General features: G+C 62.2%; 15 protein-coding genes. 9 read left to right on the forward strand and 6 right to left on the reverse strand.

Annotation, left to right across the window (positions count from 1 at the left end; all coding sequences use genetic code 11):
* Positions 1 to 28: 28 nt before the first annotated feature.
* Positions 29 to 1,588 (reverse strand): UbiD family decarboxylase, encoded by a 1,560-nt coding sequence (locus ACMFWR_RS05690; RefSeq protein WP_413194038.1) that lies wholly within the window; start codon positions 1,586 to 1,588, stop codon positions 29 to 31.
* A 707-nt stretch (positions 1,589 to 2,295) separates the two neighbouring features.
* On the opposite strand from ACMFWR_RS05690, the gene ACMFWR_RS05695 reads away from it, so the two are divergent.
* On the forward strand, positions 2,296 to 3,426 hold the full coding sequence (locus tag ACMFWR_RS05695; protein WP_413194039.1) for a transglycosylase SLT domain-containing protein: 1,131 nt from the start codon (positions 2,296 to 2,298) through the stop codon (positions 3,424 to 3,426).
* 100 nt (positions 3,427 to 3,526) lie between these two features.
* On the opposite strand, the gene ACMFWR_RS05700 is transcribed toward ACMFWR_RS05695, so the two are convergent.
* From ACMFWR_RS05700 to ribBA, 4 genes are all read right to left on the reverse strand, one after another.
* A complete protein-coding gene (locus ACMFWR_RS05700; RefSeq protein ID WP_413194040.1) occupies positions 3,527 to 4,711 on the reverse strand; it encodes a pyridoxal phosphate-dependent aminotransferase in 1,185 nt (394 codons plus the stop codon).
* A 4-nt stretch (positions 4,712 to 4,715) separates the two neighbouring features.
* Positions 4,716 to 5,153 carry a transcription antitermination factor NusB gene (nusB, locus tag ACMFWR_RS05705; protein ID WP_413194041.1) on the reverse strand — a complete coding sequence of 146 codons (438 nt, stop codon included), beginning with the start codon at positions 5,151 to 5,153 and terminating at the stop codon, positions 4,716 to 4,718.
* A complete protein-coding gene (ribH, locus tag ACMFWR_RS05710; protein ID WP_413194042.1) occupies positions 5,150 to 5,656 on the reverse strand; it encodes a 6,7-dimethyl-8-ribityllumazine synthase in 507 nt (168 codons plus the stop codon). The genes nusB and ribH overlap by 4 nt, the downstream gene beginning before the upstream one ends.
* A 120-nt stretch (positions 5,657 to 5,776) precedes the next feature.
* Entirely contained in the window at positions 5,777 to 6,934 is a 1,158-nt protein-coding gene (gene ribBA / locus ACMFWR_RS05715) for a bifunctional 3,4-dihydroxy-2-butanone-4-phosphate synthase/GTP cyclohydrolase II (protein ID WP_413194043.1), read from the reverse strand.
* A gap of 469 nt (positions 6,935 to 7,403) precedes the next feature.
* Here ribBA and ACMFWR_RS05720 point away from each other — a divergent pair, with 469 nt between their 5' ends.
* Together ACMFWR_RS05720 and ACMFWR_RS05725 are read left to right on the forward strand one after the other, a co-directional pair.
* A complete protein-coding gene (locus tag ACMFWR_RS05720) occupies positions 7,404 to 8,501 on the forward strand; it encodes an FAD-binding oxidoreductase (protein ID WP_413194044.1) in 1,098 nt (365 codons plus the stop codon).
* A 76-nt stretch (positions 8,502 to 8,577) separates the two neighbouring features.
* Positions 8,578 to 9,273, forward strand: a complete 696-nt coding sequence (locus ACMFWR_RS05725; protein ID WP_413194045.1) for a M24 family metallopeptidase — start codon at positions 8,578 to 8,580, stop codon at positions 9,271 to 9,273.
* 29 nt (positions 9,274 to 9,302) lie between these two features.
* On the opposite strand, the gene ACMFWR_RS05730 is transcribed toward ACMFWR_RS05725, so the two are convergent.
* Entirely contained in the window at positions 9,303 to 10,790 is a 1,488-nt protein-coding gene (locus tag ACMFWR_RS05730) for a PLP-dependent aminotransferase family protein (protein WP_413194046.1), read from the reverse strand.
* 136 nt (positions 10,791 to 10,926) lie between these two features.
* Here ACMFWR_RS05730 and ACMFWR_RS05735 point away from each other — a divergent pair, with 136 nt between their 5' ends.
* From ACMFWR_RS05735 to ACMFWR_RS05760, 6 genes are all read left to right on the forward strand, one after another.
* Complete coding sequence (locus ACMFWR_RS05735; protein ID WP_413194047.1) at positions 10,927 to 12,351, forward strand: APC family permease; 1,425 nt, start codon at positions 10,927 to 10,929, stop codon at positions 12,349 to 12,351.
* Positions 12,352 to 12,354: 3 nt separating this feature from the next.
* Positions 12,355 to 13,080, forward strand: coding sequence for a glutamine amidotransferase (locus ACMFWR_RS05740; RefSeq protein ID WP_413194048.1), 726 nt, complete (start codon positions 12,355 to 12,357; stop codon positions 13,078 to 13,080).
* Positions 13,081 to 13,652: 572 nt separating this feature from the next.
* Entirely contained in the window at positions 13,653 to 15,281 is a 1,629-nt protein-coding gene (locus ACMFWR_RS05745) for a methyl-accepting chemotaxis protein (protein WP_413194049.1), read from the forward strand.
* A gap of 228 nt (positions 15,282 to 15,509) precedes the next feature.
* The gene (locus ACMFWR_RS05750) at positions 15,510 to 18,101 is read left to right on the forward strand and encodes a 2-oxoglutarate dehydrogenase E1 component (protein ID WP_413194050.1); all 2,592 of its coding nucleotides are present in this window, start codon (positions 15,510 to 15,512) and stop codon (positions 18,099 to 18,101) included.
* 991 nt (positions 18,102 to 19,092) lie between these two features.
* Complete coding sequence (locus ACMFWR_RS05755) at positions 19,093 to 20,343, forward strand: NAD(P)/FAD-dependent oxidoreductase (RefSeq protein WP_413194793.1); 1,251 nt, start codon at positions 19,093 to 19,095, stop codon at positions 20,341 to 20,343.
* A 13-nt stretch (positions 20,344 to 20,356) separates the two neighbouring features.
* Positions 20,357 to 23,239, forward strand: a complete 2,883-nt coding sequence (locus tag ACMFWR_RS05760) for a molybdopterin-dependent oxidoreductase (RefSeq protein WP_413194051.1) — start codon at positions 20,357 to 20,359, stop codon at positions 23,237 to 23,239.
* Positions 23,240 to 23,304: the final 65 nt, after the last annotated feature.

Below are 23,304 nucleotides of genomic sequence, written 5' to 3' on the forward strand. Positions count from 1 at the left end.
CGGCGTTTTTATTTGTCACACCACGTTGTCACAGTCCGAGGGTCTGCATCAGCCCGTCGACGCGCGCCTTGACGGCGGCATCCATTTCGATCGCGCGGCCCCATTCGCGATCGGTCTCTCCCGGCCATTTGTTGGTCGCGTCGATCCCCATTTTCGAACCGAGGCCAGCGATCGGTGATGCAAAGTCAAGATAGTCGATCGGCGTGCGATCGACGAGCAGGGTGTCGCGGCTCGGGTCGACTCGCGTCGTGATCGCCCAGATCACTTCCTTCCAGTCGCGAATGTCGACATCTTCATCGACGATCACGATGAACTTCGTGTACATGAACTGCCGCAGGAAGCTCCAGACGCCGAACATCACGCGCTTGGCATGACCCGGATAGCTCTTGCGCATCTGCACGATCGCCATGCGGTAGCTGCATCCTTCAGGCGGCAGGTAGAAGTCCGTGATCTCGGTAAACTGTTTTTGTAACAGGGGAACGAACACTTCGTTCAACGCAACACCGAGTACCGCAGGCTCGTCGGGCGGCTTACCCGTATACGTCGAGTGGTAGATCGCATCGCGACGCATCGTGATGCGCTCGACGGTGAACACCGGAAACCATTCCTGCTCGTTGTAGTAGCCCGTGTGATCGCCATACGGACCTTCGAGGGCGTGTTCATACAGAGCCGCCGGCCCCTTCGTGGGGCGGGGTGGTGCGCCGGCGGGCGCAGGATCGGGCGCGCCGTTTTGCGGATGAATGAAACCTTCAAGCACGATCTCGGCACGTGCCGGCACGCGCAGGGATTCGAGGCCGGGCGTCAGGCAGTTCGCGAGCTCGGTCTTGCCGCCTCGAAGCAGGCCGGCAAACTGGTATTCGGACAGCGTGTCGGGCACCGGCGTCACCGCACCGAGAATCGTCGCCGGATCGGCGCCGAGCGCCACCGCGACAGGGTAGGGCTTGCCCGGGTTTTGCGCCGCGAATTCGCGGAAGTCGAGTGCGCCGCCTCGATGCGCAAGCCAGCGCATGATGAGCTTGTTGCGGCCGATCAGCTGCTGCCGGTAGATGCCGAGATTTTGCCGTGGCTTGTGTGGTCCGCGTGTCACGGTGAGACCCCATGTCACGAGTGGTGCGACATCACCGGGCCAGCATGTCTGTATGGGCAGTCGATACAGATCGACATCGTTGCCCTCCCAGACGACTTCCTGGCACGCGGGCGACGACACGGTCTTCGGCGCCATGTCCCAGACGGCCTTGGCGAGGGACAACAGCTTGCCCGCATCCTTGAGCCCTTTGGGTGGTTCGGGTTCCTTAAGAGCGGAGAGCAGGCGTCCGATATCGCGCAGCGAGGTGAGTGCACCGTCGTTGCCGCTTGCATCGACGCCCATGCCCAGTGCTACACGGCGCGGCGTGCCGAACAGATTGCCCAGTACAGGCATCGTTGCGCCGGCAGGCTTCTCGAATAGAAGCGCAGGCCCGCCAGCACGCAGCACACGGTCGCAGAGTTCAGTCATCTCGAGCACCGGTGAGACGGGAGCCGAGACGCGCTTGAGTTCGCCCAGTGCTTCGAGCTGGTGCGTGAAGTCACGCAGATCTTTGTATTTCATTCGATGGGAGCCGTGCTTGTGTCGGCCAGCATTGTCGCCGCTCGCCGGTATTTCTGCCCGGCCTGGTGTGTTGTGCATCGCGCATCGGAAAAGTCCTCTTCAGCACGACGTACAAGTTGCTGCGTAGCTCAGTCCGATGGCATGCGCATGACGGAAAAATGGCGAGCGTTTGTAGGATCAATTACCTCTACGTGGGGGACCCCACGCAGATTTACCGATAGTAACAATTAACTCCGAAGTGCCCATTAACTTGGAGACCTCGTTGCTTGGGGCACGTCCCGAGGGTGAACTCTTGCCTGTCGGGTCTTTATGCTTTTTTGTTATCAAGTGGCCGGGTTTTATCGTTGACGGAACATAAAACCCTGCTAGAATCCGCTCCCACTAGTCGCGGGGCTCTCTAAACGATGGGTTTCCATACCGGACGAACCGTCCGGGACGCTTCGGCGTTGGCCGCCTCCCCGCCCGGCCTTGAATGAGATGGCTTACCGGACGTGCGCCCCTAGTGCGCGACGCCCGGTGGTGTTGACGTGGTGTAGTACTGCGTAGTGCCCCGCAAGCCGCGGGCCTGGATGCAGCCTCTGCGACAGCAATTGCCTTCACCCCGGTGTCGGGCGCGAACCCTCCCTGGTCCGCGCAGACACCTTGGTCTGCCCGAGAAGCGCCGTTCCGGCTTCGACGGTCCACCATGCACGAGGGAGATTCGCAGCATGAATGCTCGATTACCTTGGCTGGCCGATTCGCGAATTCCGCAGGTCGTGCGCGTGGCTTTCCGACGCGCGACGAGGTACAGCCAACATTTCTTCAGCACGCTCGGCGTGACGGCCTCGGTCGTCGCGATTGCGCTGTGGCTTCAGCCGCAGTGGCGAGCGGCCGCTGCCGGACGCCTGATGCCGCTGCTCGCGGCTGCTGAGCAGACGGGACCTGCCGTGGGTCGCTTGCTTTCGAGCGGCGCGATCCAGGTGCTCGTGCCGAGCGCGGATGCGCGCGCGTCGAGCATGCCGTTGGTCCCGTACGCCCAGCCGCCGCTCGCGTTCGAGGGCAACGCCCAGCAGCTCGGTGCGTCCTCGGCGACCGCCAACGATTCGTCGCTCGACGTGAACTCGACGCGGATGCCGTCGATCCAGCCGTTCGCCAGTCTGATCCCGGACGATCGTGTCGTCGCCGATGCGCGCGACGATCGCGTGATCATGTCGCAGGTCGAGCAGGACCGTGTCGCCAATTTCCTCTCGCGCCGCTATCACGTGGCCGAGTCGCCAATGACGCGTCTGGTTCATGCCGCATTCGACACCGGTCGCGAAGTCGGTCTCGATCCGCTGCTGCTGCTCTCGGTCATGGCGATCGAATCGGCCTTCAATCCCTATGCTGAAAGCGGCGTGGGCGCGCAGGGCCTCATGCAGGTCATGTCGAAGGTGCACTCGGACAAGTTCGACTACTTCGGCGGTCCGGCGGCTGCGCTTCAACCGCTCGCGAACATCAAGGTCGGTGCGCTGGTGCTCAAGGATTGCATCGCGCGCGGTGGTTCACTGCCTACGGGCCTGCGTCTCTACGTCGGCTCGACGACGCCCAATAGCGACGGTGGCTACGGTCTGAAAGTGATCGCCGAGCGCACGCGTCTGCGCGATGTCGCGCACGGCCGCGCGGTGCCGATCAATGCACCGCAACTGCCGGTTCAGACGACGGCTCAGGCCGCGCCTGCGCCCGCGAAGGCGATTCCGGCTGCGCACACGACGAAGGGCTCGTCGACGGATGCGTCGACGGACGAAGACACGACGACGGATACGTCGACGCCGAGCCATGCCGGCGCCAAGGCCGCCGTGCATATCGCCGACGCGAGCTAAGCTTCGGCAGCGGCAACACCGGATACTGAAAACAAAAAAGCGGATGCGCCAAGGGCGTATCCGCTTTTTTTACGTTTCCTTTATCGAAAAGCGCCGCGTGCTAGGCGCTCCGCGCAAACAACGTCCCGATTCGTTCGACCGCTTCCTCGATCTTCTCGTACGCCGTCGCATACGACAGACGCAGATACTGGCGCGGCGCAGCCGTGCCGAAATCGACACCCGGGACGAGGCCGACACCCGCGTCATGAAGAATCGCGCGCGTCAGCGCCGAGCTGTCCCCGCGCGCCGCATGCGGGACCTGTGTGCAATCTGCATACACATAGAACGCCCCGTCGGGCACGACGGGCACGCCAAAACCCAGCTGACGCAATGCCGGCACAATGTAGTCGCGGCGCCGCTGGAATTCGCGACGGCGCGACTCGTAGATCGCGAGCGTCTCAGGTTCGAAGCAGGCGATCGCCGCGTGTTGTGACACCGCGGAGGCGCAGATAAACAGGTTCTGTGCGAGCTTCTCGAATACCGCAACCCACTGCTGCGGCACGACGAGCCAACCGAGTCGCCAGCCCGTCATATTGAAGTACTTCGAAAAGCTGTTGACCGTCACGATGTCGTCGCCGAGCGTGAGCGCCGACTTCGGATGCGCTTCGTAACTCAGGCCCTGATAGATCTCGTCGACGACCGTAAAGCCGCCGTGAGAACGCACGACATCGACGAGCCTGCGCAATTCGTCATGCTCGATCGATGTGCCGGTCGGGTTCGACGGCGACGCGAGCAGCACGCCGCGCGTGCGCGGGCCCCAATGCTGCTCGACGTGCTCTGCCGTGAGCTGGAAGCGGGCCTCGGGTCCGCTTTCGATCATCACGGGCTTGCCGTCGGCGGCCGACACGAAGTGCCGGTTGCACGGGTAGCACGGGTCGGGCATCAGGACTTCGTCGTCGCGATCGACGAGCGCCGTGCACGCCAGCAGCAGGGCCGCCGACGCGCCGGCCGTCACGATGATGCGCGACGGATCGATGTCGAGTTGCTGGGTATCGCGATAAAAGCGCGCAATGGCTTCGCGCAGCGGCGTGAGACCGAGCGCATTGGTGTAATGCGTACGGCCGCCATGCATCGCAGCGGCGGCGGCCTCGACGACGGCCGGCGGCGCCGTGAAATCCGGCTGTCCGACCGACATATGGATGATGTTGCGTCCGGCGCGCTCGAGTTCGAACGCCTCCTTCATCAACTCCATCACATAGAACGGCGCGATGTCATCGACGCGCGCCGCGAGCTTGGGCAACACCATGCGCTTACGACCTCGGGCGTTGCTGTTTCGCTTCTTCGGGACGAACCTGTGCGGCGAGCTTGTCGAGCACGCCGTTCACGTACTTGTACCCATCCGAGCCGCCGAACGTCTTGGTGAGTTCAACCGCTTCGTTGATCACCACGCGATACGGCACGTCGATCTGATTGACGAGCTCGTACGCGCCGATCAGCAGCACCGAGCGCTCGACTGGCGAGAGTTCGGCGATCGGGCGGTCGAGCAGCGGCTGGAGTTTCTCGCTGAGCGTTTCGGAGTCGCGAATCACGCCCTTGACGAGCGTGTCGAACAGCGCCTTGTCAGCCTTGTCGAAGCCGTCCGCGCCACGCAGCTGCGCTTCGATTTCGGTGTGACCCGCACCCGAGAGCAGCCATTGATACAGACCCTGCGTGGCAAATTCGCGGGAGCGACGGCGTGCGCTCTTCATTCACCTTCTCCTTCTTCATCTTCATCGGAACCGTCCTGCGCGAGCTGGTCGAGCGCCGACGTGAGGTTGGCCATTTCGACGGCGACACGCGCGGCGTCACGGCCCTTTTCGTTCATGCGAGCGAGTGCTTGCTCGTCGTTTTCGGTCGTCAGGACAGCGTTGGCGACCGGCAGGTTGAAATCGAGCGCGACGCGCGAAATACCCGAACCGCTTTCGTTCGAGACCAGCTCGAAGTGGTACGTTTCGCCACGGATCACGGCGCCGAGCGCGATCAGCGCATCGAACTGGCCGCTTTCTGCGAGCTTTTGCAGCGCGAGCGGAATTTCGAGCGCGCCGGGCACCGTCACGAGCAGGACGTCTTCGCCGACGACGCCGAGACGCTCGAGCTCTTCGACGCACGCGTCGACGAGGCCGTTGCAGACCGGTTCATTGAAGCGCGACTGCACGATGCCGATGCGAAGGCCATCACCGTCGAGGTTGGGTTGGTATTGTCCGATTTCCATTGTCAGGTTCCGGGTTGGAAGTTCGTATTCGGTTGGAATCCAGATTTTTGCGGCGCTACATCACGATTCGATGTCAGCGCGCACGATCACCACGCAGGATCACTACTTTTGCTCGCTGTATCAAGCCCCCGTATACAGCTCCGCGGGAACCGGCGTTGGCGCCTTGACGCCGGGCATCGGTACGAAGCCCGTGATCTCGAGGCCGTATCCCGACATGCTGCTGATCTTGCGCGGGTTGGACAGCACTTGCATGCGGCCGACGCCCAGGTCGCGAAGGATCTGCGCGCCGATGCCGAACGTCTTGAAATCGACCGGCCGGCGTTTGAGCGCTTGCGCTTTGTCGGCGCAGTCGAAGGCCTCGAAGACTTCGAGCAAGTGGTCCTGCGAATCGCCGCAGTTCAGCAGCACGACGACGCCCGACTCGCGCTCCGAGATTTCGCGCAACGCCGCGTGCAGCGTCCATGAGTGGGTCGAGCACGACGTCTCGAGCAGATCGAGTAGAGAGAGCGGTTCGTGCACACGGACGATGGTATCGCGCGCCGGCTCCGGCGAGCCCTTGACCAAAGCAAGGTGAGGTGCGCCGCTCGGCTTGTCGCGATACATGATCGAGCGGAAGGCACCGTAGACCGTTTGCATGGTGCGCTCACCGACGCGTTCGATGATCGATTCCGTGCGGCTGCGGTAGTGGATCAGGTCGGCAATCGTGCCGATCTTGAGGTTGTGCTCGGCCGCGAAGACGGTCAGGTCCGGCAGGCGCGCCATCGTGCCGTCGTCCTTGATGATTTCGCAGATGACGGATGCGGGCGTGAGCCCGGCCAGGGCGGTCAGGTCGCAACCCGCTTCGGTATGGCCTGCGCGGACGAGCACGCCGCCGGGCTGGGCCATGATCGGAAACACGTGACCCGGCTGGACGATATCGTCGGCGCGCGCATTCGGTGCGACCGCGGCCAGCACCGTGCGGGCACGGTCGGCGGCCGAGATCCCCGTCGTCACGCCTTCGGCGGCTTCGATACTGACCGTGAATGCCGTGCCGTACTGGGTACCGTTCTTGTACGTCATCAGCGGCAGATTCAACTGCCGGCAGCGGTCTTGCGTCAGCGTCAGGCAGATGAGCCCACGCCCGTACTTCGCCATGAAATTGATGGCTTCGGGCGTGACGAATTCGGCGGCGATCACGAGGTCGCCCTCGTTCTCGCGATCTTCCTCGTCAACGAGCACGACCATACGGCCTGCTTTGAGCTCGGCGATGATTTCCTGCGTAGAGGCGATGGTCGTCATGGTGGAATACGGTCGGAAGCGCCGAATGGGCGGCAAGGCCGGTATTTTACGCCATGATGGCGGCGCCAGGCCGGGCATTGGCCGCGGCACTGGCTGAACGGGTGGTTTCTAGACGAAAGGCGCAATCTGTCCGAGTCCTGTCCCGATAGTGCGTCGCTCTTCGGCTCGACTCGTGCCGGTCTTTTCTGCTATTCACAGATCCCGCCTGCCGGCCGGTCTGTTCTGTGATTGCCCCGACCCGCTCCTTCGCCGATGTGTGCTGGGTGGCGAACATCCTGTTATGGGCGACACGGCCACCGGAAATCGCGGACCGGCAGCCACGATGCGCATCGAGGCACCGTGCGGCCGCCGGAAGCACGGGTGACATCAAAAAACTGCGACTGGACCAGGTGCTTTTGTCAAACTGGAGGTGCTTTCGGGACCAGTGACTGCCTAAGCTTGGGGCGTGATTTCAAGCAGAAGGCGATTCATGACTTCCCTGACGACGAGCGAGGTAAGCCGCGCCTCAGCCGAGCGCCGACCCGCAGCGTGGCAAGGCCGCATCGATCGGATCCATCGCGTGAACGCCACCGTGGCAGTGGTCACGATCCGTGTGGCGCAAGGGGACGCGTTTCGCTGGCTGCCAGGCCAGTATGTGGACGTGCTGGCCGACGAGGGTGGCTTCCGTAGCTTCTCGCTCGCCGGAGCGCGGCTCGTTGATGGCTGCATCGAACTTCACATTCGCCACGTCCCCGGAGGCGCATTCAGCGATCGCACGTTGAACAGGCTTGAGCCCGGCGATCGCGTGTCCGGGCGCGGTCCGTTCGGCGAGTTCTGCTGGCGCGATCTGCCTCACGCTACGCATGTTCTTTTCATGTGTACGGGTACCGGTTACGCACCAGTCAGAGCGATCGTGCAGAGCTTGCTGTCGACATCGCTCGAACGTCCCGTTTCGCTGTACTGGGGCGGCCGGTCCGCGGCCGATCTCTATTTCATTGATGAGGCGCGCGAGTGGGCGCGAACGCATCGCCACTTCCGGTTCGTGCCAGTTCTTTCGGGTGATGCCGAAAGTGGTGCCGACAGTCTCGTGGATGCGCGACGCGGATATGTCCAGCACGCGGTCATGGCGGATTTCGATGCACTTGAAAACGCGTCCGTCTACGCGTGCGGATCGCCGGCGATGGTCACCGATGCCAGGGCAACGTTGATCGCCGAACGTGGCCTCCGAGGCGAGTCGTTTTTTGCAGACCCGTTTGGACCCATCGATGACGCGGTCAGCAGAACGCCAAACGCAAGCGAAATACGTGTTCACGCGAACGGCGTCGAGTATCGATTGGCAGGCGATCAAACGCTCCTCGCGGCCCTGCGTTCGGGCGGTGTCCCGATGCAGAGTGTGTGCGGCGGTAAAGGCGCATGCGGTACGTGTCGGATCGAAATCGGCGAGGCGTCGCATGCCTCCCTGCCGGCGCCAGGCGTCGACGAAACGGACCTGCTCGAGTGTTTGCCCAACGTGACGCCACGTTCACGACTTGCCTGCCAACTGCGTCTCGATGAATCGATGGACGGACTTGTCCTGTCGATTCCTTGACCGCTTGACCGCTTGACCGCTTGTGCAACGCCTGAACCTGTTCCCTACTGTCCCCACACTAAAGGAGCTTCACCCCATGAGTACCGTTGCCCTGGCCGACCTCGAACGCGTCGGCACCGCCTTCGCAGCCGATACGATGCTGACCGTGCGGGACAAGACCCGTGCCGCGATCCACGAGATCGCCGCGCAGTGCAAGCCCGGCATGGTCGAAGAAGATGCCGTCGAGATGGCGAAGCACATTCTCAAGGCCGCCGGGATGCGCCGCGGCTGGCACGACGTCTATGTGCGCTTCGGCTCGAATACGACGAAGACCTTTGGCGCTGCATCGGAACCGGGAGTCGTACTCGGCGACGACGATATCTTCTTGATCGATATCGGCCCTGTGTGGGAGCAATGGGAAGGCGATGGTGGCGACACGTTTGTTACCGGCACCGATACAGAGATGGCCCGCTGCGCGCGCGATGCCAAGGCACTCTTCCACGAAGTCCGCGCGAAGTGGCGCGACGACAAGCTCACGGGCGAAGCGCTCTATCAATTCGCCGACCGTCGTGCGAGCGAGCTCGGATGGAAGCTCAATCTCGATCTTTCCGGGCACCGCATTTCCGATTTCCCTCATGCGGCGGTCTATGAAGGGCCGCTTGCCGAGGTGCCCTTCGCGCCGTCGCCGCTGCTATGGGTCCTGGAAATCCATATCCGTCACCCCGAGAAGGCCTACGGGGCATTCTTCGAAGATATGTTGCTGGATGACAGTTTCTTCGACGATGCGGCGTAAGCGATTGCGAGCCTGACCCTCCCGCAACCCTAACCTTCCCGCAACCCTTTCCAGCTCTTCGCCAACCGTGTCACGGCCTCTTCGAGCTCTTGCTCGTTGAGGCCTGCAAAGCCAAGGCGTAGCCCGGACGTCGGTTCGCCCGACATCGAGTACGTGGCCCCGGGCAGCACCTTCACGCCATGCGACGCCGCACGTGCGACCAGTTTTTCGACATCGACGCCGTCGTCGAAGCGAACCCAGAACGCCAGTCCGCCGTCGGGTACATCGAATTCGATCGCCGTACCAAAGTGACGCCTGAGAAGCTCGGCGAACAACAGCCGCCGTTCGTCGTAAATCTTGAGTACCTTCCGCGCGTGCCGGCGTATCTCGCCGGCCTCCATCATTTCGGCGACCGCGCGTTCCGTCGCCGGGTCGCCCTGCCGATCGATCAGCAAGATCTCTTCGGCGACGCGATCGACAAAACGCTTCGCACCGGCGATGTAGCCGCTGCGCAGACTCGGCGTCAGCAACTTCGACATCGAACCGATATACGCGACCTTGCCCCATTGATCGGCGCTCGCGAGCGGCAGCATCGGGCGATGTGAAAAATGGAACTCATGGTCGTAGTCGTCCTCGATGATCGCAAAGCCGAACTGATCGGCGAGGGCGAGCAGACGAAGGCGCCGCTCGGGCGGCAACAGGACCGTCGTCGGAAACTGGTGGTGCGGCGTCAAGTAGACGCATCGCACGCGTTTGACGCGGCATAGCCTTTCGAGCTCGTCGAGCCGCATCCCCTTGTCGTCGATATGCGCGGTCACGACTTCGACACCGTTCGCGAGAAATGCCTCGCGTGCGGGCGGATAGCTCAGTGACTCGAGCACGGCCGTGTCGCCAGGCTGCGTTAACACACGGGCCGCGACAAAGATCGCCATCTGACTGCCGCGCGTCAGGCAAATCGTCTCGGCAGTCGTATTCAGTCCGCGGTCGGCGTTGAGCATCGCCGAGATCGCGCTGCGTAACGCCCATGTACCGCGAGGATCGCCGTAGCCCAACTGATTCGACCGGCTCAGCAGCAACAGGCTGCGCCGGTACGCGCGCGCCATCTCGTTGACCGGCACGAGGCGCGTGTCGGGTGCGCCGTCGTCGAACATCAGCACACCGGGCTCGGGCAACAGGAAGTCGACCCGCGTCTTCTGGCCGGGTAACCGGAAATCGGGCTCCTCCGGAACGCGCGGCGTCTCGACCGGGCGAAAAGCGAACGCAGCCGGCTGCGCGGTCGGCAAGCGTGGCGACACGAAGGTGCCCCGCGCGCGCTCCGGCGTCAGCCATCCCTGCGAGGTCAGCTCGTCGTAGGCCAGGATCACCGTCTTGCGATTGACCTCGAGTGCCTCGGCAAGGTCTCGCGTACCGGGCAAGGCATCACCCGGTTGCAGGCGGCCGCGCCGGATTTCCTCGATCACCGCGTGGACGATCTGCAAATAGGGCGGCGTGCGCGAGTCGCGATTGATCGTGATGCCCAACTCCGACGCTCGCAGCATGCTGGTCCACCCGCGTTTAATTTTCTGGAGGATTCGTCTGGTCCATGGAGATCCTAGCATCAGGTTGTTGACAACCGAAGCCGGAATTTATTCGCGGCGCCCCCTGTACGTCGTTCTTGCCCTCGAGGTGCACTCCATGGAAAGCAATGCGCTACGCGCCAACTGTCTGAGCTTTTCCGAACTACTGGGTCAGGCAGTCGCGCTGATATCCCCGACCATGACGGCCGCGCTGATCATCCCCGTCATGTTTTCGAACACGGCCAATATGAGCTGGCTCGCCTACCTGCTCGGTACGGTCATGCTGTTGTTCGTTGCGTTGAACCTGAATCAGTTCGCGCGTCGATCTGCGGGCGTCGGCTCGATGTATGCGTATGTCAGCCGTGGCCTCGGGCTGACGGCTGGCGGCATCGCAGGGTGGTGTCTCGTCTGGGCGTATCTGGGTATTGCGATGGCGGGCATGACGGGCTTTGCTGTCTTCGCGGGCAAGCTGGCCGAGATGGTCGGGCTCAGCGCGTCGCCCGTCGTGTTCTTCGTGATCTGCGGAGCAGCTGCGTGGTACTGCGCGTGGAAGAACGTGCAGCTTTCCGCCGTGCTGATGCTCGTGCTCGAAGGCGTGTCGATGCTGCTGATCGTCGGGCTCTGCACGCTGGTGTTGTCGCAACATCATTTCGCGATCGACGCGCGGCAGTTCAGCCTCAGCGACACGCCGTTGTCGAGCATGGGCCTCGGCGTGGTGGTGGCCATCTTCAGCCTCGTCGGCTTCGAATGTGCGACGGCTTTCGGCACCGAGGCGAAAAACCCGCTCAAGTCGATTCCGCGTGCGGTGATCTGGAGTCTGATCGTATCGGGTGTGTTCTTTGTGTTCGTCACGTATGCGATGGTCGACGGCTTCAACGGCTATTCGATGACACTCGACAAGATCGATGCCCCCCTGAATGTGCTTGCCGAGCTCGCACATGTGAAGTTCCTGCAGGTGCCGCTTTCCCTGGGCGCGATGTTCACGTTTTTCTCGCTGGCGCTGTCATGCATCAACGCGGGCGCTCGTGTGATTTTCGCCATGGGGCGGCACGGGCTGTTTCATGCATCGACAGCGGGATCGCATTCGACGAACGAGACGCCGCATGTCGCGATCAGCGTGATGGCCGCGATTGCGTTTATCGTGCCGACCGTGCTCACGTTGCTGCACAACGAGCCGCTCGATATTTTCAATTGGGTCGGCACGTTGGCGGCGTTCGGCTTTCTCGTGCCGTATTTCCTGATCACGATCGCTGCGCCGGTGTATCTCGCCCGCATCGGGCAATTGCGTCGTCGCGACATGGGCTACTGCGTGGCCGCGCTGCTTCTGCTGTTAATCCCCGCTGTCGGCAGTGTGTATCCGGTGCCGCCTGCACCGGTGATCTACTTCCCGTATCTTTTCGTGGCTTATTTGCTGGCGGGAGTTGTGTGGATTGTGTCGTTTCATCGGCGCGTTCCTGCGGCACGTGCCCGGATTCGCGAAGAATTCGCCGCCATGCATGAAGGCTATCCCTTGTCGTCGAATCCACCCCTCACCGAGATCTGATCCATGAAAGAAGTCCTTGCCATCCGTCACGTCGCGTTCGAAGACCTGGGCACGCTGGAGCCGGCGCTGGAATCGGCCGGATATCAGATCCACTATGTCGACGCCCCGACGCACGCATGGCAGGGGCTCGATATTGAAACGCCGGACCTTGTTGTTGTCCTGGGCGGCCCGATCGGTGCTTACGAAGACGACCGGTATCCGTTTTTGAGTCGTGAGCTTGCGCTTATCGAGGCGCGCCTGAAAACGAGTGGGCCGTTGCTGGGTATCTGTCTGGGGGCGCAATTGATGGCGCGTGTGGCCGGTGCGCGCGTTTATGCCGGGCCTGAGAAAGAGATTGGCTGGAGTGGCGTGAGCCTCACGGAAGCCGGCTCACGTTCGGCGCTGTCGCCACTCGGCGACGGGACCCCAGTGCTGCACTGGCATGGCGATACGTTCGATTTGCCCGCGGGTGCCGAACGGTTGGCTTCGACTGCCTTATACGCGAACCAGGCGTTTTCGATGGGGCCCCGCGTGCTCGGATTGCAGTTTCATCTCGAAGCGAGCCCGCAGGCGCTCGAGCGCTGGCTGGTCGGTCATGCGGTCGAACTCGCGCATGCGGGCATTGACGTGCAGACGCTTCGCAATCAGGCCCCCGCAACGGGAACGTACGGAGCGGCGATTGTGTTGGACTGGCTGAACGCCGCAGAGGCGTCGGTTCCAGCGCGAGCGTCGACACCCGCCATCGTGTAGCGCGCAACGACGCCACGTTGTGAATGCGCCATGTCGATCGAGGCATGGCGCAACGTGCGCCTTTCAACTCAAGAGGCCGTGCCGGAGACCCGCTTTCTCCAGCGCACCCTTCAGGAGTGCGCTCCGATTATTCGGTGATCCTTCCCATTCCGCCGTTTGCCCTTTAAATCGCGCGAACCCGCGTGCGATAAGCGGCACGCAAGTTATTTCAATTTGATCGAGATTTTCATTGCGACCCTATATTGGGTTTCTGCATATCTGCCATCGACGCGCAATATTTTCTTTCTGCTTTACTTTTCGTGATTTCCGGATGTGGGAATGGGGTTGGTATACAAAGATTCGTGATTTTCGATGCGATCTTGCGTTTTATCAAATGAACGAGTGGCGTAATTTTTTCTGACATGATGGTCGGCAATAATTGCGCGCCGACATGCCTGTCTCTGATTTTTGGCGTGTGATTGCGTCACGGAGCCTGTCGCACTAGGATCGATAAAAAAATATTTAATCTGATGAATGTGCCTGCCGTTATAGGACCTAGATGGTTGCAAGCGCATAGCCGCACGGGGAAAGCGATGAAGGTCTCAAATCTGAAAATCGGGGTTCGCCTCGGAATGACGTTTTTGTTTGTTGTGATGCTGATGGTCGCCGTAGCACTAGTCGGTGTCATTCATTTAAACGCCAGTACGGCAAGAATGACGCAAATCGTTCATCAGCGTTACACGCTGATCGATCTCAGTACCCAGATCAAAAACAACGGCAACAAGGCGAATGCGGTTCTGAGCAATCTCCTGATGTCGACTTCGGCCGAGCAGGCGAAACACTATATGGACGACTACGCGGTGATTCGGCAGAAAAACGCCGACGCGTATGCCCGGCTACAAGCCTTGCTTGACGACGATACGAGCAAAACGCTATTCCAGCAGCAATTCGATGCGCGTACGGCTTATGGAAAAGACGTCAAGAAAGTATTTGATTTAATTGCGTCGAATCAAAAGGACGCGGCGCGCGATCTTTATCAGGGTGAATTTGCCCAATTGCAGGATCAGTACTACGTCTACGTCGACAAGATGGTGTCGTATCAGGCGGAGCAGATGAGCAACGACGTGGCCGGCGCGACGCACGATGCCGACATGGCGAAAATCCAGATGATCGTGATCTCCTTGCTGGCGATCGCCATCTCGGCCGGCATGGCCGTGTTCATGACGCGCAGTATTACGGGCCCCGTCGCGCGCGCGGTCGAGCTCGCCGAGGCGGTCGCGTCGGGCGATCTGACGCATCAGCTCGAAGTGGAAACCACGGACGAAATCGGCAGGCTGTCGGCCGCGCTCAAGCGCATGACCGAGAACCTGAACGGTATCGTCACCGAAGTGCGCACGGGTACCGACGCCATCGAGAGCGCGTCGCGAGACGTCGCCGCCGGCAATGCGAACCTGTCGACGCGTACTGAGCAACAAGCGAGCGCGCTCGAGGAAACCGCGGCGGCGCTCGAACAGCTGACGTCGACGGTGCGGCAGACCGCGGACAACGCCGTGCAGGCGAACGAGCTCGCAGCGAGCGCCTCGACGGTCGCAAGCCAGGGCGGTGAAGCGGTCGATCAGGTCGTGAACACCATGGCCGCGATCCATCTGTCGTCTCGCAAGATCGTCGACATCATCGGCGTGATCGACGGCATCGCATTCCAGACCAATATCCTTGCGCTCAACGCAGCCGTCGAAGCGGCGCGTGCGGGTGAACACGGGCGCGGGTTTGCCGTCGTCGCGGCCGAAGTGCGCGGCCTTGCGCAACGCTGCGCCGTGGCCGCGAAAGAAATCAAGGGCTTGATCGACGAGTCGGTGAGCCAGGTCAGTGCCGGTGGCGAGCTGGTGCAGGACGCGGGACGCGTGATCGAAGAAGTCGTCACCAGCATCCAGCGCGTGACGCAAATCGTTGCCGAGATCAGCGGCTCGAGCCGCGAACAGAGCGACGGTATCGAGCAGATCAACCAGGCCATCACGCAGATGGACCGCGTGACGCAGGAAAACGCGGCGCTTGTCGAACAGAGCGCGGCCTCTGCCCAGGCGTTGAAGGATCAGGCCGATCACCTGACCGAGACGGTCAGCGCGTTCCGTATCGACGGGCCTGCGCATTCGCATGCTGCCCACGGGTTTGAGCATGCACGTGAGCGCGCAGGTTCGGTCGGACGCAGGGCAATGTTTGCCTGACGCGGCGCGAGGATGCGGAAGGGGACACGAGTCACGGCAATGCTGTGGGCTCGCCAACACAGGAGCGCAATTCCACGCCGAACCGCGTGAGGGTGAGCGCTTCGCAGCCACCTCGTGGAGTTTTCGGGGCGCGTCCATGCAGCGGGCGCGGCGAGCCTTGCGCGTACGCAGGGCGGGACCGTAAGCGGCGGGGTCTGAACAACGCCTTTTTTCGAGCGCTTGCTTACCATGGCCACACTCCTTGTTTCGCAGCCTGACGCCCTGCATCGGGACGGTCGCGCACCTGGTCGAGTCGTCCCCGAGCCCGTTGCCGCGTCCGCGGTGTCGAGCAGTATCGGGGACCTGATCGAGTCGTATCGCTTGCACGGCTATCGGATCGCCGATCTCGATCCGCTGGGTCTCGCCGCGGTCCCCGAACTGTCCGAGCTACGGACCGGTGCTTCCGTGACGACCCCGGACGTGCACGCGCAGTACGGCATCGCGACCGACAACACGGTCATCGACCTGCTCGAGCGGACACTACGCGGTATCTACTGCGATGCGATTGGACTCGACTGCACGGGCGTGCGTGATGCGACGCGCCGCGCCTGGCTGTTCGCCCGCATGGAGTCGACCTCCGCCGCCGACCTCGCGCTCGATGCGCGTCACGCGTTGCTCGAGCAACTCATCCGTGCGGAAATGTGGGAGCGCGTGGCGGGCGAGCACGTCGAGCATGCCAAGCGATTCTCGCTGGAAGGCTGCGAGAGCCTGATACCGCTGATGATTTCGCTCGTCGAGCATGCCTCGCGGCGTGGCGTAGATCGCCTGTTCGTCGGCATGCCGCATCGCGGCCGTCTCAACGTGCTTGTAAATCTGATGGGCATGCCGGCGAAAGAAATCCTTGCGCGCCTCGATCAGGCGACGCCCCTCGCGGCGCAAGCGAACGACTTGCCGTATCACCTGGGTGCGACGACCACGCGTGCGACGCCGCACGGCGATGTGACGCTCACGCTGTCGCACAACCCCTCGCACCTCGAAAGCGCAACGCCGGTAGTGTCCGGCATGGCGCGCGCCTATAACGACGCCCATCCGGACCGCCCGGGCGCGGCGATCATCGTGCACGGCGATGCGGCGTTTGCGGGGCAGGGTGTCGTCATGGAAACGCTGAACATGACGCGCAAGAACGGCTACGACCACGGTGGCACGATCCACATCGTCGTCAACAACCAGATCGGATTCACGACGCCGAACGCAGCGAACGCCGTCGACGCGGTGTATTGCACCGACGCGGGTCGCATGGTCGATGCGCCCGTGATCCACGTGAACGCCGATCGCCCGGAGGCCGTGTTGCGTGCCGCGGCGGTTGCGTTCGATTACCGGATGGTCTTCGGTTCGGACGTGATTATCGATCTCGTCGGGTATCGCCGCCTCGGGCACTCGGAGCATGACGTGCCGAGCCTCACGCAGCCCTATCTGCACAGCGTGATTGCGTCGCATCCGACGGTCACTGAGCTGTATCACTCGGCACTCGGCGAGCGGATCGATCTCGATGCGATGCGTGCCGAGGCGGCGCAGAAGCTGCTTGAAGAAGACGAAAGCCACGTACGTGTCGGCGTTGCGACAGGGATTGAGCCGGGCATCAAGGCGATGGATACGTCACGCATGGCGGCATTGGCTTCTGCTCTGACGCGCGTGCCGCCCCATATGCGTCTGCACAAGAAGATCGAGGTACAGCTTGATGCGTGGCGAAGCGCTGCGAGCGGTCGCCACGCGGGCGCCGACTGGTGCTTCGCCGAGAACCTTGCATTGGCTTCGCTGCTCGCCGACGGTGTCGATGTGCGCATCTCGGGCATGGACGTGGGGCGGGGCACATTCATGCATCGGCATGCCGTATGGCATTCGCAACACGGCGTGACAGGCGTGCCGGATACGTACCTGCCGCTCAAACATATCAGTGCGGAGCAAGGGCGCTTCGATGTGTTCAACTCGCCGTTGACCGAAGAGGCCGTGCTCGGCTTCGAATACGGTTACAGCGTCGAGGCGCCGGACGGACTGACGATCTGGGAAGCGCAGTACGGCGACTTCGTCAACGGGGCGCAGGTTTTTATCGACCAGTACATCGCGTCGGGCGAGTCCAAATGGGGCTATCGATCGAGGCTGGTGGTCGCGCTGCCTCACGGACATGAAGGTGTCGGCCCCGAGCATTCGAATGCCTATCTGAGTCGCTTCCTGCAGCTGTGCGCCGAGGCGAATATGCAGGTCGTGATGCCGTCGACATCGGCGCAATGGTTCCATCTGCTCCGTCGGCAGGCGAGTGCCGTGGAGCCGAAGCCGCTGATCGTGATGTCGCCGAAATCGCAACTGTATGGAAACGTGGCGTCGCATTCGCCGACTTCGTCGCTGGTCGACGGGCATTTCCACGAGGTGCTCGGTGACGCCACGATTGAGGACGTGACCGCCGTCAGGCGCGTGATCCTGTGCGCAGGCAAGTTCTTCTACGACCTCGATCTCGCCCGGCGCGGGTCGGAGCGCGAACCGGAGCGCGAATCGGACTGCATATCGGTTGCGATCGTTCGCATCGAGCAGCTCTATCCGTTCCCGGCCGCGCACCTTGGTGCCGAGCTTGCGCGCTTTCCGAACCTCGAAGAAGTGGTCTGGGCGCAGGAAGAGGATGCCAATCAGGGCGCCTGGCGATCGATTCGTGTCGAGCTGGAGTCGATCGTGGCGGGCCGCTATGCGTTGACGGACGTATGCCGTGAGTCGACAGCTTCAGGCGCGCATTCGTCGGTGACCGCGCATTTGCGTGAGCAGTCGAGACTCGTGGGCCGTGCATTCGCGTGAAGCGACCGGGACGCGACGCGTTCAGTGATGCGTTGAGTGACGTCAGTAGTCAGTAACGTCGGTCGCGTCGGTCGTGTCGCGTCAGTAGCGTTAGTTGGATCAGTAGCGCCAGTGATGAAGCCGAAAATGTTTCTTCAGGAGCATTGAACACGTCGATATACGATCGCATTTCGCATTTCGCGTCACGCTAAAACCTGAAATTGGAATAACGTTCGTCGTCCTGAATCTTTTTAATCGTAGATCACGGCCGACTCGCGGCGTGCGAGTCGGCTGATTCTCGTTGTTCAATAAGATGGGTGACATGTTTTGTCATTTCATTTATTCAGAAGATTTGCTTCAAATGGTATACCGTTTGTTAAATCAATAAATATTGACGTACCGCAAAGCGTGATTCTGGAAAATAGGATCTCGCGGCGCATCAGCGCCCGATCGGACTGATTCAGGCGCACTTTCTTTGCCCATTTCCGGTGTCATCAATATCGCTCAAAGCCTTGCAATGCAAGGCTGAACGGCGTCTTGGCAGAACTTCCTGGATCTGATGCCGCGATTCTGGAAGCATAGTCCAGTCACATAAATGCAAAGAAAATAAAAAATAAGATGACCCCTAAAGTTTCCGAAAACAGTGCCGTCTTGAGGGGTTCCATATTCATAGTGATTCCACGCAGGCCTTGCGTGCTCTGGATTTTTACGGGGTGATGAAAATGCGGCGTTGAAAATATTTTGTAATTTGGATTATTCGATTAACACGCCAAAAAAATGACATCAAGCTAGGATAGCGTCTTACACGCATTACTTTTACTCGTCAGTTCCCCTTCATCGAGTCGGATTCCGCGCAAGCCGTCGTGGAATCGGATCTTTGTTTCGAGCGCAGAGAAAAAGAATGGTTTTGAATCGCGGTGATGCCCAACGGGACGAGCAGCACACGATCGACCACGCAACGCGACAAGGCGTTTCGCGGATCGCCGTGGATTCGGGTCACGCATCCGTCGACATGCGGGGTGGTCTCGATCCATCGCGCGAGCGGCCGCGCCCGCGCCTTGTCGTCATTGGCAACGGCATGGCGGGCATGCGCACGGTCGAGGAACTGCTGACGCTCGCCCCTGAGCGCTATGACATTACCGTGCTGGGGGCCGAGCCCTATGGCAACTACAACCGCATTCTGCTGTCACCCGTGCTCGCCGGCGAGAAGCGCTTCGACGACATCACGCTCAACACGCCCGAGTGGTACGCCGACAACGGGATCGTGCTGCGCGCGGGTGATCCGGCTATCGAGATCGATCGTGAACGTCAGGTCGTCCGGGCCCGATCCGGCGCTGAATTCGGCTATGACCGCCTGCTGCTCGCGACCGGGTCGAACCCGGTCGTGCTGCCGGTACCGGGGAGCACGCTCGACGGCGTCGTGTCATTTCGAAACTTCGCCGACGTCGAGACGATGATCGCTGCATCGCGAAGCCAGCGTCACGCGGTGGTGATCGGTGGAGGACTGCTGGGTCTGGAAGCCGCCAATGGCCTGCTGAGCCAGGGCATGTCGGTGACAGTCGTTCATCACGTCGACACGCTGATGGAGCGCCAGCTCGACAAGACTGCATCGATGTTGTTGCGAAACGAGCTCGAACAGAAAGGCATGCGGTTCGTGCTGAACGCACGGACCACGCAGATCGTCGGAGAAGGCCACGTCACGGCCGTGCGCTTCGAAGACGGGCGCGAGATCGCCGCCGGTCTGGTTGTCATGACGGTCGGCGTGCGTCCCAACATTGAATTGGCGCGGCAGGCAGGCCTGCAATGCGATCGCGGGATCGTCGTGGACGACACGCTGCAGAGTTCTGATCCGTCGGTGTACGCGGTCGGTGAATGCGTCCAGCATCGTAACGCGACCTTCGGCCTGGTCGCGCCGATCTGGGATCAGGCGCGCGTATGCGGCGCACATCTCGCGGGTGCAGATCAGCTGCGTTATGAACAGAAGACGACGGCGACGCGGCTCAAGGTCACGGGCGTGAGCCTTTTTTCCGCGGGTGAATTCAACGGCGGCGTCGACACCGAAGACCTCGTGCTGCGCGATCTGCGACGCGGCGTCTACAAGCGGCTCGTACTGCGACGTGGTCGCATGGTCGGTGCGGTGCTGTTCGGCGACGTTGAGGATGGTGCGTGGTACTTCGACCTCATCCGGAGCCAGACCGATATCACCCCGCTGCGCAGTTTCCTGCTCTTTGGCCAGGCGCTTTGTGACGCCAAGGCCGCGTGAACGGACCCATCGCATGAACCTACCCACTGTGACGCCCATTGCGCCGACGGGCATCGCCAGCGTGCAGACCACATGCCCTTACTGCGGCGTCGGCTGCGGGGTGCGTGCGAGCCGGTCCGCGGATGGCCGTGTCGAGGTGTCGGGAGACGATGCGCATCCGGCCAATTTCGGCCGCCTCTGCGTCAAGGGCTCGGCGCTAGCCGAGACGATCGGTCTCGAGGGGCGGCTACTGCGGCCGAAGATGCGAGCGGCGCGTAGCGATGACTTTCGCACGTCGTCGTGGGACGACGCACTCGACACCGTCGCTCACGGCTTTCGGCGAATCGTCGAGCAGCATGGTCCCGATGCGGTCGCGTTCTATGTATCGGGCCAGTTGCTGACGGAGGACTACTACGTCGCCAACAAGCTGATGAAGGGCTATATCGGCAGCGCCAACATCGACACGAATTCGCGCTTGTGCATGTCGTCAGCCGTTGCGGGGCACAAGCGTGCGTTCGGCGAGGATCTGGTGCCGGGATGCTACGAAGACCTCGAGCTTGCCGACCTGATCGTGCTGGTCGGATCGAACACGGCGTGGTGCCACCCGGTCCTCTTTCAACGGATCCTGCGAATCAAGGCCGCGCGGCCCGAGATGAAGGTGGTCGTTGTCGATCCGCGCTTTACCGCGACCTGCGAGATGGCGGATATGCATCTGCCGATCGCGCCGGGGGCCGATGTCGCGCTGTTCAACGGGCTGCTCGCATACCTCGCTCATTCAGGGATCGTTGATGCGTCGTACGTCGAAGGTCATACGGCGGGCTACGCTCAGGCACTCGAAGCCGCACGATCGGAGACGCATGGCGCGTTCGATCTCGATCACTATGCGTCGCTGTGCCGGATCGAGCCGCACGACCTGCTGGCGTTCTATCGTCTGTTTGCGCGCACCGAGCGTGTCATCACGGCCTACTCGATGGGCGTGAACCAGTCGAGCGCCGGGACGGACAAGGTCAACAGCATCATCAACTGTCATCTCGCGACCGGCCGTATCGGACAGCCCGGGATGGGGCCGTTTTCGCTGACCGGACAACCCAACGCGATGGGCGGCCGCGAAGTCGGCGGGCTCGCCAACATGCTGGCCGCGCACATGGAACTCGACAACGCGCAGCATCGCGAATGGGTGCAGACGTTCTGGGGTTCGCCGACCATTGCAACGCGGCCCGGACTCAAGGCGGTCGATCTTTTCAATGCGATCGAAGCGGGCACCGTCAAGGCCGTCTGGATCATGTGCACAAACCCGGTCGTCAGCATGCCCGACGGCGATCAGGTCAAGCGCGCGCTGTCGCGGTGCGAGCTCGTCGTCAGCTCCGACTGCATGGAGCACACCGACACCCATGCCTTTGCGCATGTGCTGCTGCCCGCGCTGGGCTGGGGCGAAAAAGACGGCACCGTGACCAACTCGGAACGGCGCATTTCGCGCCAGCGAGCATTTCTCGACGCTCCCGGCGTAGCACAGGCTGACTGGCAAATCATCTGCAATGTCGCGCGCCGCATGGGTTTTGAGGGGTTCGAGTATGCGACGCCGTATGACATCTTCGACGAGCATGCACGGCTGAGTGCGTGGCACAACGAGACGCACGACGACAAGCGCAACGACACGCACTCCGAGACGCACAACGACACGCCGTCGGCGCGGGGTGACCGTGCAGGCACCGATACGCTGGATGAATCCGATGATCGCGCACGTCACGATGCCGTCGCGCGCGGCGCGCGCCGCGTATTCAATCTGTCCGGTCTGACGACGCTGGGTCGAGACGGTTACGACGCTTTGACGCCCATCCAGTGGCCTGTGCATGCCCGTTATCGCGCCGGTGACCGAGGGACCGCACGTCTGCTCGAAGACTCACGATATTCCCATCCGGACGGCAACGCGCGCTTCGTTGCGACCGTGCCGCGAAGCCCGGTCAATGCACCCGATGACACCTACCCGCTGACGCTGAACACCGGCCGCGTACGCGATCAGTGGCACACGATGAGCCGCACCGGCAAGGCGCCGACGCTTGCGAACCACGTGCCGGAGCCCTTCGTCGACATCGATGCCGCGGATGCGTCTCGATGCGGTGTGCGCGAGGGCGAGCTCGCGCGTCTGTCGACCCGCTGGGGATCGATGCTTGCGCGCGTGCAATTCAGCGGCGGCGTGCGACGCGGCAGCGTGTTCGTGCCGATCCACTGGAACGATCAGGTCGCCTCCAGCGGGCGCGTCGGTGCGCTGGTCAATCCTGTCGTCTGCCCGGTCTCCGGCGAGCCCGAGTTCAAGCACACGCCCGTGCGTGTCGAGCCGTTTCGACCGGCGTGGCACGGGTTCTCGATCAGCCGCTTCGAGCCGGCACTCGAAGGCAGCGCGTATTGGACGCGCATTCAGGGCTCGCAATTCGTGCGCTACGAGCTCGCTGGTAATGCACCGATCGCCGAGTACGGCGTTTGGGCGCGCGAACTCTTGCGTATCGACGATCCGCACGTCGAGCTGATCGAGTACCTCGACAGCCATGAAGGGGTGTATCGCGCTGTCGACGTGAGGGACGGACGCATCGAAAGCTGCGTGTTCGTTTCGGCGCGTCCTGAGGCGTCGGCGCGCACGTGGCTCGCGAGCCTGTTCGCCAAGGACGTGCTCGACGACGACGATCGTGCGGCCTTGCTGCTTGGCGAGCCGCTCTCCGCGCGCGGCGACACGGGGCCCACGGTCTGCGCGTGTTTCGGCGTCGGGCGTGCCGTGATCTGCGAGGCCATCCGCGAGCAAGGCCTGACGAGCGTCGCGCAGATCACCGCGGGCCTGAAGGCCGGCGGCAACTGTGGATCGTGCGTGCCCGAGCTGAAGAAGCTGTTGACCGAGACCGTATCGATGGCGCCAGCCTTGCCCTGACACGAGCGAAAGCGCAACGGACAGCCCGAGATAGAGCGATACCAACACTGACACCCACACCCACA

Source organism: Pararobbsia alpina (genome assembly GCF_965118125.1).
GTDB classification, from domain to species: domain Bacteria; phylum Pseudomonadota; class Gammaproteobacteria; order Burkholderiales; family Burkholderiaceae; genus Pararobbsia; species Pararobbsia alpina_A.